The following is a 14,182-nucleotide window of genomic DNA, read 5'->3' as shown; positions in this document are numbered from 1 at the left end:
CGTTCGCATGCTGCCCGCTCAGCCGCCGAACTCGGCCAGGCCCTTCAACGCCTGGTCCAGCAGCGCCTGCCGGCCCGCCAGCTCCCGCTCCAGCTTGTCCGCCTTGGCGGTGTTGCCCGCCGCGCGCGCCTGGTCGGCCTGCCGGCGCAGCTTGTCCACCGCGTCCTGCAACTGGCCGGTCAGCCCCGCCGCGCGCGCCCGCGCCTCCGGGTTGGTGCGCCGCCACTCGGACTCCTCGGCCTCCGCCACGGCCCGCTCCACCGCGTGCCAGCGGCCCTCGATGGCGTTCTTGGCGTCCCGTGGCACGTGGCCGATGGCCTCCCAGCGCTCCCCGATGGAGCGCAGCGCCGCCCGGGCGGCCTTCACGCTGGTGATCGGCAGGAGCTTCTCCGCCTCGGTGGCGAGCTCCTCCTTGCGGGTCAGGTTCTCCCGCTGCTCACCGTCGCGTTCGGCGAAGACCGTGCTCCTGGCCTGGAAGAAGACATCCTGCGCGGCCCGGAAGCGGGTCCACAGATCCTCCTCGGCGTCCCGGTGCGCGCGGCCCGCGGCCTTCCACTCGGTCATCAGCTCCCGGTAGCGGGCCGCCGTCACACCCCAGTCGGTGGACGTGGACAGCGCCTCCGCCTCGCCGATCAGCTTCTCCTTGCGGCGCCGGGTCTCCTCGCGCTGCGCGTCCAGCGAGGCGAAGTGCGCCTTGCGGCGCTTGGAGAACGCCGAACGAGCCTGCGAGAAGCGGTGCCACAGCTCGTCGTCCGCCTTGCGATCCAGCCGCGGCAGGCCCTTCCAGGTGTCGACCAGGGCCCGCAGCCGTTCGCCGGCCGACCGCCACTGCTCGCTGCCCGCCAGCTCCTCGGCCTCGGCGACCAGCGCCTCCTTGGCGGCCCTGGCCTCCTCGCCCTGCTTGGCGCGGGCCGCCCTGCGCTCGCGACGGCGCTCCTCGACCACCGTGCCCAGCTGGTCCAGACGGCGCCCCAGGGCCGCCAGATCGCCCACGACGTTGGCCGCGTCCACCTGCTCGCGCAGATGACCGATGGCCGTCTGCGCGTCCTTGGACGCCAGATCGGTGGTGCGCACCCGGCGCTCCAGGAGATCGATCTCCACGACCAGGCCCTCGTACTTGCGCTCGAAGTACGCGAGCGCCTCGGCCGGCGAACCGGCCTGCCACGAGCCGACGGTCTTCTCCCCGTCGGCCGTGCGGACGTACACGGTGCCCGTCTCGTCGACCCGGCCCCATGCCTCGCCGTCGCCGGCCGTACCGCTCGCCGCGCGCGCCGCCGGGGTGACCGCGTCGCCCGTGGCCACCGCCTTCGCCTCCGGGCCCGACGGGCCGGGCACCGGTACGGTGTCCGGCCGCGCTCCGGCATCCTGCCGTGCGTCGCGCGCCGCTGCCTCGTTCGCTTCGCCGCCCGGCAGGCCGAGTGTCGACTCGGTGTCTGTCTGCGGCCCGGCAGCCTGTCGTGCGTCGCTCACGGCGCCTCCCTCACACGATGCCGCGGTGCGTTGTGCCACGGCATCTTCCACGAATTTCATCCGGTCTCATCCGGCTTTCGGGCCCACCTGACCGGCGAGGGGCCCTGTCCCCGCCAAACATAGGCGACGCTCCGCCCGGCTGTCCGCCCCTGACGGAACGGAAATTACCGCCGGGCGCGCGTCAGCCGGCCTCCACCGTCGCCGAGTCGATCACCACAGTGGCGTTCGGCGGGGTGTTCCCGGTCTCCGGGTCGGTCGTGCTGCCCGCGGCCACGATGGTCTCCAGCACGTCGAGACCGCCGGTGACCGTACCGAACGGGGTGTAGTCGGGCGGCAGCGGGCTGTCCTCGTACACCAGGAAGAACTGGCTGCCGCCGGAGTCCCGGCCGCTGTCCTCCTGCGGGTTGTACTGGTTGGCCATCGCCACCGTGCCCGCCGGGTAGATCCCGTCCGCCACCTCGGGGGCGTCCAGGTTCTCGTCCGGGATGTTGTAGCCGGGGCCGCCCGCACCGGTACCGGTCGGGTCGCCGCACTGCAGCACGTGGATGCCCTCGGTCACCAGCCGGTGGCACGGGCTGTGGTCGAGATAGCCCTCCCCGGCGAGGAACGCGAAGGAGTTGACCGTGCGCGGGGCCGCCTCGGCGTCCAGCGCGATCTCGATGTCACCACAGGTCGTCGCCAGCCGCATGGTGTGTGCCGCCGACGTGTCCACCGTCAGCTCCGGCTCCGCGTCCCACTGCTGCTGCGAGGGCTCACCCTCGGCGGGGGCCGCACAGGGGTCCTCCGCCGGCGGGGCCTCGGTCTCCTGGTCCAGCGGATCCTGGGCCGCCGCGTCCGTGGTGTCGTCGTCGCCGGAGAACACCCCCATGGCCACCGCCGTACCGCCACCCGCCACCAGTACCACCAGCACGGCGGCGAGGACGGCCTTGCGCCGCCGCGTCCTGCGCCACCGCTCCCCGCGGCGCTGCTGCTGGCGTTCCCACTTCGCCCGGGCGAGCTGCTTGCGCCGCTGCTCTTTGCTGACCACCGCGCTCCTCCTGACGTTCCCGGTAAGCCTTGCGCCACCGTATACGGGTTCGCCCGCCCCGTACCGTCGCCGGTAGGCTTTCCGATCACAGCCGAAGCCGAGAACCACATAAGGACGCCTGTGCTCATCGCTGGCTTCCCCGCCGGGGCCTGGGGGACCAACTGCTATCTGGTCGCCCCCGCCGCCGGCGAGGAGTGCGTGATCATCGACCCCGGGCACCAGGCCGCCGAGGGAGTCGCCGCCACCATCGAGCGGCACCGGCTCAAGCCGGTCGCCGTGCTCCTCACCCACGGCCACATCGACCATGTCGCCTCGGTGGTGCCGGTGTGCGGCGCCCACGACGTGCCCGCCTGGATCCACCCCCGGGACCGCTACATGCTCGCGGACCCGGAGAAGGCCCTCGGCAGGGCCATCGGGCAGCGGCTGCTGGGCGAGCTGACCGTGGGGGAGCCCGGCGATCTGCGCGAGCTGACCGACGGCACGGCCATGGAGCTGGCCGGTCTGGAGTTCGGCGTCGCGCACGCCCCGGGCCATACCCAGGGGTCGGTGACCTTCGGGATGCCGGAGACGGGGGACGTCCCCCCGGTGTTCTTCTCCGGTGACCTGCTGTTCGCCGGCTCCATCGGACGCACCGATCTGCCCGGCGGCGACCACGCCGAGATCCTGCGCTCGCTGGCACGCGTGTGCCTGCCGCTGCCGGACTCCACGGTCGTCCTGTCCGGGCACGGCCCCCAGACCACCATCGGCACCGAGCGCGCCACCAACCCGTATCTGCGGGAGGTCGCCGCCGGCCAGGGCACCGGGGACACCCCGGCGCCGCGACGAGGAATGTGAAGACGTCTTTCCGTGAGCACCTTCTCCGCCCCCAAGGGCACCTACGACCTGCTGCCCCCCGACTCCGCCGGCTACCTCGCGGTCCGCGAGGCGATGGCCGCGCCGCTGCGCCGGGCCGGCTACGGCTATGTCGAGACCCCAGGATTCGAGAACGTCGAGCTGTTCTCCCGCGGGGTCGGTGAGTCCACCGACATCGTCAGCAAGGAGATGTACACCCTCACCACCAAGGGCGGCGACCACCTGGCGCTGCGCCCCGAGGGCACCGCGTCCGTGCTGCGCGCCGCGCTCCAGGCCAATCTGCACCGGGCCGGCAATCTGCCGGTCAAGCTCTGGTACTCCGGCTCCTTCTACCGCTACGAGCGCCCGCAGGCCGGCCGGTACCGGCACTTCTCCCAGGTCGGCGCCGAGGCGGTCGGCGCCGAGGACCCGGCGCTGGACGCCGAGCTGATCATCATGGCGGCGGACGCCTACCGGGCGCTCGGGCTGACCCAGGTGCGGCTGCTGCTGAACTCGCTGGGCGACGCCGAGTGCCGTCCCGCCTACCGGGCCGCGCTCCAGGAGTTCCTGCGCGCCCTGGACCTGGACGAGGACACCCGGGCCCGGATCGAGATCAACCCGCTGCGGGTACTGGACGACAAGCGGGAGTCCGTGCAGCGGCAGCTGACCGGGGCGCCGATGATGCGCGACCACCTGTGCACGGCGTGCGAGGAGTACCACGAGCGGGTCCGGGAGCTGCTGACCGCGGCGGACATCGTCTTCGAGGACGACCCCAAGCTGGTGCGCGGTCTCGACTACTACACCCGTACCACCTTCGAGTTCGTCCACGGCGGCCTGGGATCCCAGTCCGCGCTGGGCGGCGGCGGGCGCTACGACGGGCTCTCGGAGATGATCGGCGGCCCCGCGCTGCCCTCGGTCGGCTGGGGCCTGGGTGTGGACCGCACGGTGCTGGCCCTGCGCGCGGAGGGCGTGGAGCTGGACCTGCCCGCCGGCACCGACGTCTTCGCGGTGCCGCTGGGAGAGGAAGCGGCCCGCACGCTGTTCTCCCTGGTCACCACGGTGCGCCGGGCCGGGATCGCGGCGGACCTGGCGTACGGCGGCAAGGGGCTCAAGGCGGCCATGAAGGCGGCCAACCGCAGCGGTGCCAGGTACGCGCTGGTGGCGGGTGAGCGTGATCTGGCCGAGGGCGTGATCCAGCTGAAGGACCTCGCGAGCGGGGAGCAGCGGCCGGTACCCGCGGACGCGCTGGTCAGCGAGCTGACGCGACTGCTCGGCTGACCGGGGTACGCCGAACGGGTGATACGGGACCCTTGGCAGGGGCCCCCGCTGGTGCAGAATTGGGGCCGTATCCGACAACGAGCGGGAATGGCGAGATGACGGCATCGGCGGTAGACGTGGAACGGACCCAGGAGCCTGCTCAGGACGCGCCCGGGGAGGTGGGGGCGGGTCGCGGTTTCGCGCTGCTGCTGGTGATCACCGGCTTCATGGGCCTGCTGGCCGCCTGGGTGATCACCTTGGACAAGTTCCACCTGCTGGAGGACCCGGACTTCACCCCGGCCTGCAGCCTCAACCCGATCGTCTCCTGCGGCTCCATCATGGAGAGCGAGCAGGCCAAGGTCTTCGGATTCCCCAATCCGATGCTCGGGCTGGTCACCTACGGCGCGGTGATCGCGATCGGCATGGGGCTGCTGGCCGGGGCCCGTTACCGGCGCTGGTTCTGGCTGGGGCTGCAGGGCGGCACGCTCTTCGGCGTCGCCTTCTGCACCTGGCTCCAGTACCAGTCGCTGTACGAGATCAGCGCGCTGTGCCTGTGGTGCTGCCTGGCGTGGGTCGCGACCATCTTCATGTTCTGGTACACCACGGCGCACAACATCCGGCACGGGATCATCCCCGCGCCCGCCGGCGTGAAGCGCACCTTCGAGGAGTTCCACTGGCTGTTCCCGCTGGTGCACGTCGCGATCATCGGCATGCTGATCCTCACCCGCTGGTGGGACTTCTGGACCGGCTGAGCCGCCGGGGGAGCTCCCGCCCCGCTGTCAGTGGGGTGACTTAGGGTTTCCGGTGTGGAGCCCGATCTGTTCACCGCCGCCGCGGAAGACCGTCAGGAGCGCGACCCGTCCGCCAGCCCGCTGGCCGTACGGATGCGCCCGCGCACGCTGGAGGAGGTCCTGGGGCAGCGGCATCTGCTGCGCCCCGGGTCGCCGCTGCGCCGGCTGGTGGGGGAGGGCGGCGGCGGTCCCGCCGGCCCCTCCTCGGTGATCCTGTGGGGGCCGCCGGGCACCGGCAAGACCACGCTCGCCCATGTGGTCAGCAAGGCCACCGACAAGCGCTTCGTGGAGTTGTCGGCGATCACCGCGGGGGTCAAGGAGGTGCGCTCGGTCATCGAGGGCGCCCGGCGTTCCTCCGGCGCCTACGCCCGGGACACCGTGCTCTTCCTCGACGAGATCCACCGCTTCAGCAAGGCCCAGCAGGACTCGCTGCTGCCGGCGGTGGAGAACCGCTGGGTGACGCTGATCGCCGCCACCACGGAGAATCCTTACTTCTCGGTGATCTCACCGCTGCTGTCCCGGTCGCTGCTGCTGACCCTGGAGCCGCTGACGGAGGACGACCTGCGCGGGCTGCTGCACCGCGCGGTGGCCGCCGAGCGCGGGCTGAACGGGGCGGTGGGGCTCCCGGAGGACAGCGAGGCCCATCTGCTGCGGATCGCCGGGGGTGACGCCCGGCGGGCGCTCACGGCGCTGGAGGCCGGAGCGGGAGCGGCGCTGGCCAAGGGGGAGCCGGAGATCACCCTCGCCTCCCTGGAGGAGGCCGTGGACCGGGCCGCCGTCACCTACGACCGGGACGGCGACCAGCACTACGACGTCGCCAGTGCGCTGATCAAGTCGATCCGCGGCTCGGACGTGGACGCGGCGCTGCACTACCTGGCGCGGATGATCGAGGCGGGGGAGGACCCGCGGTTCATCGCCAGACGGCTGATGATCTCGGCGAGCGAGGACATCGGGATGGCCGATCCGACCGCGCTGACCACGGCGGTGGCGGCGGCGCAGGCGGTGGCGATGATCGGTTTCCCCGAGGCGTCGCTGACCCTGAGCCAGGCCGTGATCGCGCTGGCCCTGGCACCCAAGTCCAACGCGGCCACGGTGGCGATCGGCGCCGCGCTCGCGGACGTCAGGGCGGGGCTGGCGGGCCCGGTGCCCGAGCACCTGCGGGACGCCCACTACAAGGGCGCGCAGAAGCTGGGGCACGGGGCGGGTTATCAGTACCCGCACGATCTGCCGGACGGTATCGCCGCCCAGCAGTACGCACCGGACGCGGTCCGCGACAAGCGTTACTACCAGCCGACCCGGCGGGGCGCCGAGGCACGGTACGCGGATGTCGCCGAGCGGGTACGGGGGCGGCTGTCGGGCGGCCGGGACCCCCGCCCGTAACACCGGCGCCCCGCACCCCGGTGCCGGCGGTTCACTCCTCGACGGCCGCCGCCTCGAACAGATGCCGCATGGCGCGCCGCAGCTCGGTCACGTCGCGCACCGGCTCGGGGAAATCGAAGCGGGCGTCGAAGCAGTGCTCGCCGGCGCAGAACCGCACCCGCAGCCCGAAGCGGTCCAGCCCCAGCGGCACCACCTGCCGCCAGGTGCCGCAGCTGTTGCCCCGGTCACCCAGCAGGACGCACAGCGAGCGCAACTGCGTCCCGTGGGAGGCGGCCAGGTGCTGGAGCAGTTCGGCCTCGTGCCGGGCCAGCGGGTCGGGCGAGGCGGCGGTGAACTCATCGGGCTCCACCTGGGCGGCGCCCCACAGATCGTCGGTGTACGCCTCGCCCACCTCCAGGCGCAGCAGGGTCCACCCGGGGCCCGGTACCGGTCCGGCCGGATGCCGCTGCGCGAGCAGCCGGGCGGCCGCCGCGCGCTCGCTCCCCGCGACCGCGGTCAGCCACCCGGCGACCCATCCGCGACCCCGGATACGATGGGGTACGGAGACGGGGGCGACATCGGTGATCTCCATCACCGCAGTCAGATCGTCACCTTGGGCGTGAACGGCGGCTCTGGCCGCCGGGGCACGGGCCGGGATCAGCAGCATCACATCTCCCGAGGCCGCGACGGCGCGGGATTCGGGTGTGCTGAGCCCTGGTTCGTCCAGTTCGGTGCCCGGAATGGTCAGACTCGCTGACGCGTTCGACTCCACGAGGGTGCGCACCCGCTCGGCTGCGGTGGGCTGTTGGGCGCTGATGGCGCTCCCAGGTCGAAGCATGCGTTCTCCTCCGCTAAGGTAAGCCTCACCTAACTTACACGGAGGTTTGTTCCACGTGAACCAGTCACGCCCCAAGGTCAAGAAGTCGCGGGCGCTCGGCATCGCACTGACCCCCAAGGCCGTCAAGTACTTCGAGAAGCGCCCCTACCCTCCCGGCCAGCATGGGCGTGGCCGGAAGCAGACCAGTGACTACAAGGTCCGGCTGTTGGAGAAGCAGCGGTTGCGCGCCCAGTACGACATCAGCGAGCGGCAGATGGTCCGCGCCTACGACCGTGCGCGCAAGGTCGAAGGCAAGACCGGTGAGGCTCTGATCATCGAGCTGGAGCGGCGACTTGACGCGCTGGTGCTCCGCTCCGGTCTGGCTCGTACCATCTACCAGGCCCGCCAGATGGTCGTACACGGTCACATCGCGGTCAACGACCGCAAGGTGGACAAGCCGTCCTTCCGGGTCCGCCCGGACGACGTGGTCACCGTCCGCGAGCGCAGCCGGGAGAAGCACCCCTTCCTCGTCGCCCGCGAGGGTGGCTACGCGCTGGACGGGGAGACCCCGCGCTACCTCCAGGTCAACCTCCAGGCGCTCGCGTTCCGGCTCGACCGAGACCCGCAGCGCAAGGAGATCCCGGTGGTCTGCGACGAGCAGCTGGTCGTGGAGTTCTACGCCCGCTGATCCCCTTCAGGCAGGCAGGCTAGCTCGCGATCCCCCGCCCGTACCCCGCATCCCCCTCGCCGGGGAAGGGATGCGGATGGGGGGTCGCGGCGGGCTCCACCGGCAGCGGCAGCAGCCCGCCGGCCGGTGCCGGGCCTCCGTCCCCGGGTCGCAGGGCCCGTTCCACCGCGACCTCCGGCGTCAGCGCCGCGCCCTCCCGCACCGCCTCCAGATAGCTGCCCTCGCCCAGCGCCGCGCGCGCCCGTCGCTCGCACTCGCTGTGCGGCGCGTTGAAGTACCGCGAGCCGAACAGCGGCATCCCCACCGAGGGCCACAGCCGCCCGGCCGCCCCCTGGAGCACCGCGGCCTCCCGCGCCCGGTCCTCGCTCACCGCGACCAGTGCCAGCATCTCCAGCATCAGCACGGTCGCCACCAGGTCCCGGAAGCCCGCGCTGATCGCCAGCCCTTCCCGCAGCAGCGCCCCGGCCCGTGCCGGCTCCCCCTGCGTCCAGGCGGCGAAGCCCAGCCCGAACAGGGCGTAGGCGCGCGCCCACAGCTCACCGTGCTCCGCGCACTCCCGGCGCACCTCCTCGCACAGCGCGATGGCACGCTGCAGATCACCGCCGAAGGCGAGCGCGAGCGCCAGCTCCACCCGCCCCAGCAGCACATGGCTGTTGAGCTCACCGAGCTCCGCGTAGCGTTCCAGCGCGCCGCTCAGCAACTCCTCGGCCCGCCGCACGTCGTCACTGATCAGTGCCAGGGCACCCATCCGCAGCAGGCTGTAGGCGATGGCCCGTTCGTCCCCGGTGCGCTCCGCCTCCTCCAGACACTCGTGCAGCGCCGCCAGTGCCGTGACCGTGTCGCCCCGGAGCACCGCCAGATAGCCCGCCAGGCCCAGCGCGCGCAGCCGTACCGCGCTGTCACCCGTGCCGTCCCCGCCAGGGCTCACCGGGTCGTACCGCTCGCGCTCCAGCGCCCGTTCCAGCCAGTGGCGGCCCTCCTGGATCCGGCCGCAGCCCACCCAGCAGAACCACAGCGTGCCCGCCAGATACAGCCCGTGCCGGGGGTCGTCGTCCTCGTCCACGGCGAACTCCAGCGCCGCCCGCAGATTGGCGAACTCGTCGGTGATCCGCAGTGCCACCTCCTCCTGGCGCGGTGAGAACCACTCCAGCTCGCACCAGCTGACCAGGCCCGTGTACCAGTCGCGGTGCCGCTCCCGCAGCCGCCGGGTCTGGCCGGTGGCCGCCAGCCAGTACGCGCCGTACGCCCGCAGGGTGTCCAGCATCCGGTAGCGCACCCCGGACGGCGCGTCCTCGCGGGTCACCAGCGACTGCGCGACCAGCTGGGCCAGCACGTCCAGCACCTGTTCCGCCGGGAGGTCGGGGCCCGAGCACACGTACTCGGCCGCCTCCAGGTCGAAGGCCCCGGCGAACACCGACAGCCGGGCCCACAGCAGCCGTTCCCGGGGCGAGCACAGCTCATGGCTCCAGCCCACGGCCGTGCGCAGCGTCTGGTGGTGCGGCGGCGCGTCCCGGGTGCCGCCGGTGAGGAGTGCGAAACGGTCATCGAGCCGCTCCAGCATCTGCGGCAGGGACAGGGTGCGCAGCCGGCCCGCCGCCAGCTCCAGGGCCAGCGGGATGCCGTCCAGGCGGTGGCACAGGTCCGCCACCTGCTCGTGGTTGTCCGGGCCGAGCGTGAAGCCGGGCCGAACGGCGGCGGCCCGGTCCGTGAACAGCCGGGCGGCGTCCGGGGCGGCCAGCGGGGCCAGGGGGAACAGTTGCTCCCCGGCGATCCCCAGCGGGCGGCGCCCGGTGGCGAGCACCCGCAGCCCGGGCAGCCGGCGCAGCAGCTCCCGTACCAGGCGGGCGGATTCCTCCACCAGATGCTCGAAGCCGTCCAGCACCAGCAGCAGCCGGCGGTGGGCCAGGTGCTCCAGCAAGGTGGTGAGGGGAGCGCGGCCGGAGTGGTCGGTCAGCCGCAGGGCCGCGACCACGCTGTGCTCCAGCAGTTGCGGATCGTGCGAGGCGCTGGCCTCGACCAGCCAGACACCGTCGGAGAACCGTTCCTTCAGTTGCTCCGCGGCCCGGGCCGCCACCCGGGACTTGCCCACCCCGCCGGTGCCCGTCACGGTCACCAGCCGGGCCCGGATCACCTCGTGCCGTAACCGGTCGAGCTCGCTCTCCCGGCCGTGGAACGTGGTCAGCTCCACAGGGAGATTGCCCGGCGTACGCCGGGGGCGGGAAGAGTCTCCGGCCGGTGATCCGGCGTCCTGGATGCCTCGCATGGGAAACGCAGCGTACTCGGAGGTAAGCAGAACGTACAAACCTGAACGTTTATCTTCGCCCCGCTCTTGGCAGCACGCGCGGATATGCGGTACAGGGGCGCCCCGCGGGCGCGATAAGGTCGGGACGCCGCGGCAGCCGCCCGGCCGTCTGTCATGGTCAGCGGCGCGCGGCCCCAACTGTCGGAGAAACCCGAGGGAAGCGGTGCACGTGACCGGTGGAGAAGTGGCCGGCCTGCTGGTGGCTGTCTTCTGGGCGATCCTGGTCTCCTTCCTGGCCGTGGTGCTGGTGAGGCTGGCCCAGACGCTCAAGGCGGCCACCCGCCTGGTGACGGCGGTGACCGAACAGGCCGTTCCGCTGCTCGGCGAGGCGTCGGCGACCGTACGCACCGCCCAGACCCAGCTGGAGAAGGTGGAGACCATCACCACCGACGTCCAGGAGGTCACCTCCAACGCCTCCGCGCTCTCCGCCACCGTGGCCACCACCTTCGGCGGCCCGCTCGTGAAGGTCGCGGCCTTCGGCTACGGCGTGCGCAGGGCGCTCACCCGGCGCCCCGCGGGCTCCGAGCGCGCCCCCCGACGCACCGTCACCGGCCGCCGGCTGCCGGGCCAGCGCCCCTGGTCCCGCCGCGGCGGGAAGGACTGAGGAGCCCCATCATGTTCCGCCGCGCCTTCTGGTTCACCACCGGCGCCGCCGCCGGCGTGTGGGCCACCACCAGGATCCAGCGCAAGCTGCGCACGCTCGCCCCCGAGAGCCTCGCCGTCAGGGCCGCCGACCAGGCGGCCGCCGCCGGGCACCGGGTGCGTGACTTCGCCCTCGACGTACGCTCCGGCATGGCACAGCGCGAGCACGAACTCACCGAGGCCCTCGGGCTCACCGCCGACCCCGACGGCCCCGACGGAGCCGCCGCCGAGCACCCGAACCCGACCACCACCCTCCGGGCCGTGCCGCGCCCGGCCGAAGCCCGGGCCGTGATCCCCGGCCCGCACCGACCCGAAAAGAGGACCCACTGATGGAGTCGGCTGAAATCCGCCGCCGCTGGCTGAGCTTCTTCGAGAAGCGCGGGCACACCGTGGTGCCCTCGGCGTCGCTGATCGCGGACGACCCCACGCTGCTGCTGGTCCCCGCGGGCATGGTGCCCTTCAAGCCGTACTTCCTGGGTGAGATCACCCCGCCCTACCCGCGCGCCGTCAGCGTGCAGAAGTGCGTACGCACCCCGGACATCGAAGAGGTCGGCAAGACCACCCGGCACGGGACGTTCTTCCAGATGTGCGGCAACTTCTCCTTCGGCGACTACTTCAAGGAAGGTGCCATCACCCTCGGCTGGGAACTGCTCACCAGTTCCCAGGAGTCCGGCGGCTACGGCCTGGACCCCGAGAAGCTGTGGATCACCGTCTACGAGGGCGACGACGAGGCCGAGCGGATCTGGCGCGACGTCGTCGGCGTGCCCGCCGAGCGCGTGCAGCGCCTGGGCAAGGAGACCAACTACTGGGACATGGGCGTCCCCGGCCCGTGCGGACCCTGCTCCGAGATCAACTACGACCGCGGCCCCGAGTTCGGCCCCGAGGGCGGCCCGGCCGTCAACGACGAGCGCTACGTGGAGATCTGGAACCTGGTCTTCATGCAGTACGAGCGCGGCCCCGGCGAGGGCAAGGACTACCCGATCCTCGGGGACCTGCCCGCCCAGAACATCGACACCGGGCTCGGCCTGGAACGCCTGGCGATGATCCTCCAGGACGTCCACAACATGTACGAGACGGACACCCTGCGGGTCGTCATGGACAAGGCGAGCGAGCTGACCGGGGTGCGCTACGGCGCCGCCGACCACTCCGACGTCGCGCTGCGCGTGGTCGCCGACCACATGCGCACCTCCGTGATGCTCATCGGCGACGGCGTCACCCCCGGCAACGAGGGCCGCGGCTACGTGCTGCGCCGCATCATGCGCCGCGCCGTGCGCAACATGCGGCTGCTGGGCGCCGAGGGCGCGGTCGTCGGCGAACTGGTCGACGTGGTCCTCACGAGCATGGGCCAGCAGTACCCGGAGCTGCTGACCGACCGCAAGCGCATCGAGACCGTCGCGCTCGCCGAGGAGGCCGCCTTCCTGAAGACCCTGAAGGCCGGCACCAACATCCTCGACACCGCCGTCACCGACACCAAGGCCGCCGGCTCCAGCGTCCTCGCCGGCGACAAGGCGTTCCTGCTCCACGACACCTGGGGCTTCCCTATCGACCTCACCCTGGAGATGGCCGCCGAACAGGGCCTGTCCGTGGACGAGACGGGCTTCCGGCGGCTGATGAAGGAGCAGCGCGAGCGTGCCAAGGCGGATGCCCGCGCCAAGAAGCAAGGCCACGCCGACCTCTCCGCCTACCGCGAGGTCGCCGACTCCTCCGGCGCCACCGAGTTCATCGGCTACCAGGACACCTCGGGCGAGGCCACCGTGGTCGGACTCCTGGTCGACGGTGTGAGCGCCCCCGCCGCCCAGGAGGGCGACGAGGTCGAGGTCGTGCTGGACCGCACCCCGTTCTACGCCGAGGGCGGCGGCCAGCTCGCCGACACCGGCCGGATCACCTTCTCCTCCGGCGCCGTGGTCGAGGTCCGCGACGTCCAGCGGCCGGTTCCCGGAGTCATCGTGCACAAGGGCGTGGTCCAGGTCGGCGAGGTGACCCTGGGCGCGGCCGCCGACTGCCGCATCGACGTCACCCGGCGCCGCTCCATCGCCCGCGCCCACAGCGCCACCCACCTCACGCACCAGGCGCTGCGCGACGCCCTGGGCCCCACCGCCGCCCAGGCCGGCTCGGAGAACGCCCCCGGGCGCTTCCGGTTCGACTTCGGCTCCCCGGCCGCGGTGCCCGGCTCCGTGCTCCAGGACGTGGAGCAGAAGATCAACGAGGTGCTGGCCCGCGACCTGGACGTCACCGCCGAGGTGATGTCGATGGCCGACGCCAAGAAGCAGGGCGCCATCGCCGAGTTCGGCGAGAAGTACGGCGACCGGGTGCGGGTGGTGACCATCGGCGACTTCTCCAAGGAGCTGTGCGGCGGCACCCACGTGCACAACACCGCCCAGCTGGGCCTGGTGAAGCTGCTGGGCGAGTCCTCGATCGGCTCCGGCGTACGCCGGGTGGAGGCCCTGGTGGGCACCGACGCCTACCGGTTCCTGGCCAGGGAGCACACCGTGGTCGCCCAGCTGACCGAACTGGTCAAGGGCCGCCCCGAGGAGCTCCCCGAGCGCGTCTCCGGGATGCTGGGACGGCTGCGGGAGGCCGAGAAGGAGATCGAGCGGTTCCGCGCCGAGAAGGTCCTCCAGGCCGCCGCTGGGCTCGCCTCCGGGGCCCGCGACATCCACGGCGTGGCGCTGGCCGCCGGCCGGGTGCCGGACGGCACGGGCGCGGACGACCTGCGCAAGCTGGTGCTGGACGTCCGCGGCCGGATCCCGGGCGACCGTCCCGCCGTGGTGGCGCTGTTCACCGTGGTCAAGGACCGTCCGCTGACCGTCATCGCCACCAACGAGGCCGCCCGCGAGCGCGGTCTGAAGGCCGGCGACCTGGTGCGTACCGCCGCCAAGGCACTGGGCGGTGGCGGGGGCGGCAAGCCCGACGTGGCCCAGGGAGGTGGCCAGAACCCGGCCGCCATCGACGACGCGCTGGCCGCGGTCGAGCGTCTGGTCGCCGAGAGCGTCTGAGG

The 14,182-nt window shown here is 72.4% G+C and carries 12 protein-coding genes; 8 read left to right on the top strand and 4 right to left on the bottom strand.

The window, feature by feature from the left end; all coding sequences use genetic code 11:
• Nucleotides 1–18 precede the first annotated feature (18 nt).
• Together SXIM_RS01805 and SXIM_RS01800 are read right to left on the bottom strand one after the other, a co-directional pair.
• A complete protein-coding gene (locus SXIM_RS01805) occupies nucleotides 19–1,206 on the bottom strand; it encodes a DUF349 domain-containing protein (RefSeq protein WP_030727136.1) in 1,188 nt (395 codons plus the stop codon).
• Between the two features lie 445 nt (nucleotides 1,207–1,651).
• The gene (locus tag SXIM_RS01800; RefSeq protein ID WP_046722741.1) at nucleotides 1,652–2,497 is read right to left on the bottom strand and encodes a peptidylprolyl isomerase; all 846 of its coding nucleotides are present in this window, start codon (nucleotides 2,495–2,497) and stop codon (nucleotides 1,652–1,654) included.
• A 120-nt stretch (nucleotides 2,498–2,617) separates the two neighbouring features.
• On the opposite strand from SXIM_RS01800, the gene SXIM_RS01795 reads away from it, so the two are divergent.
• From SXIM_RS01795 to SXIM_RS01780, 4 genes are all read left to right on the top strand, one after another.
• A complete protein-coding gene (locus SXIM_RS01795) occupies nucleotides 2,618–3,331 on the top strand; it encodes an MBL fold metallo-hydrolase (RefSeq protein ID WP_030727130.1) in 714 nt (237 codons plus the stop codon).
• Between the two features lie 12 nt (nucleotides 3,332–3,343).
• Nucleotides 3,344–4,606, top strand: a complete 1,263-nt coding sequence (hisS, locus tag SXIM_RS01790) for a histidine--tRNA ligase (protein WP_030727123.1) — start codon at nucleotides 3,344–3,346, stop codon at nucleotides 4,604–4,606.
• A 95-nt stretch (nucleotides 4,607–4,701) separates the two neighbouring features.
• Nucleotides 4,702–5,337 carry a vitamin K epoxide reductase family protein gene (locus tag SXIM_RS01785; RefSeq protein ID WP_046722739.1) on the top strand — a complete coding sequence of 212 codons (636 nt, stop codon included), beginning with the start codon at nucleotides 4,702–4,704 and terminating at the stop codon, nucleotides 5,335–5,337.
• Between the two features lie 54 nt (nucleotides 5,338–5,391).
• Entirely contained in the window at nucleotides 5,392–6,756 is a 1,365-nt protein-coding gene (locus tag SXIM_RS01780) for a replication-associated recombination protein A (protein WP_046722737.1), read from the top strand.
• A gap of 31 nt (nucleotides 6,757–6,787) precedes the next feature.
• Here SXIM_RS01780 and SXIM_RS01775 read toward each other — a convergent pair whose 3' ends face one another.
• Entirely contained in the window at nucleotides 6,788–7,573 is a 786-nt protein-coding gene (locus tag SXIM_RS01775; protein WP_246156822.1) for a DUF2470 domain-containing protein, read from the bottom strand.
• Nucleotides 7,574–7,628: 55 nt separating this feature from the next.
• Between SXIM_RS01775 and rpsD the strand changes: the two genes are divergently transcribed.
• Nucleotides 7,629–8,240 (top strand): 30S ribosomal protein S4, encoded by a 612-nt coding sequence (rpsD, locus tag SXIM_RS01770; RefSeq protein ID WP_043176910.1) that lies wholly within the window; start codon nucleotides 7,629–7,631, stop codon nucleotides 8,238–8,240.
• A 19-nt stretch (nucleotides 8,241–8,259) separates the two neighbouring features.
• Here the strand turns inward: rpsD and SXIM_RS01765 are convergent, their stop codons facing one another.
• Complete coding sequence (locus SXIM_RS01765; protein ID WP_052385041.1) at nucleotides 8,260–10,428, bottom strand: ATP-binding protein; 2,169 nt, start codon at nucleotides 10,426–10,428, stop codon at nucleotides 8,260–8,262.
• A gap of 283 nt (nucleotides 10,429–10,711) precedes the next feature.
• On the opposite strand from SXIM_RS01765, the gene SXIM_RS01760 reads away from it, so the two are divergent.
• Genes SXIM_RS01760 through alaS form a run of 3 tightly spaced genes read left to right on the top strand, consistent with a single transcriptional unit; the run spans nucleotide 10,712 to nucleotide 14,180 of the window.
• Nucleotides 10,712–11,146 carry a DUF948 domain-containing protein gene (locus SXIM_RS01760; protein WP_043176909.1) on the top strand — a complete coding sequence of 145 codons (435 nt, stop codon included), beginning with the start codon at nucleotides 10,712–10,714 and terminating at the stop codon, nucleotides 11,144–11,146.
• Between the two features lie 11 nt (nucleotides 11,147–11,157).
• The gene (locus SXIM_RS27635) at nucleotides 11,158–11,514 is read left to right on the top strand and encodes a DUF6167 family protein (protein ID WP_030727106.1); all 357 of its coding nucleotides are present in this window, start codon (nucleotides 11,158–11,160) and stop codon (nucleotides 11,512–11,514) included.
• Complete coding sequence (gene alaS, locus SXIM_RS01750) at nucleotides 11,514–14,180, top strand: alanine--tRNA ligase (RefSeq protein ID WP_030727103.1); 2,667 nt, start codon at nucleotides 11,514–11,516, stop codon at nucleotides 14,178–14,180. The genes SXIM_RS27635 and alaS overlap by 1 nt, the downstream gene beginning before the upstream one ends.
• Nucleotides 14,181–14,182 lie beyond the last annotated feature (2 nt).

The sequence above is a fragment of the Streptomyces xiamenensis genome (assembly GCF_000993785.3).
Lineage (GTDB): Bacteria > Actinomycetota > Actinomycetes > Streptomycetales > Streptomycetaceae > Streptomyces > Streptomyces xiamenensis.
The sequence above is the reverse complement of the archived record's forward strand: the minus strand, read 5'-3'. Positions and strand labels throughout refer to the sequence as shown.

Bases quoted from the DNA above. Each gene is read 5' to 3' on its own strand.
- SXIM_RS01785 (WP_046722739.1), top strand. From the start codon at position 4,702: ATGACGGCATCGGCGGTAGACGTGGAACGGACCCAGGAGCCTGCTCAG.
- SXIM_RS01775 (WP_246156822.1), bottom strand. From the start codon at position 7,573: ATGCTTCGACCTGGGAGCGCCATCAGCGCCCAACAGCCCACCGCAGCC.
- SXIM_RS27635 (WP_030727106.1), top strand. From the start codon at position 11,158: ATGTTCCGCCGCGCCTTCTGGTTCACCACCGGCGCCGCCGCCGGCGTG.
- alaS (WP_030727103.1), top strand. From the start codon at position 11,514: ATGGAGTCGGCTGAAATCCGCCGCCGCTGGCTGAGCTTCTTCGAGAAG.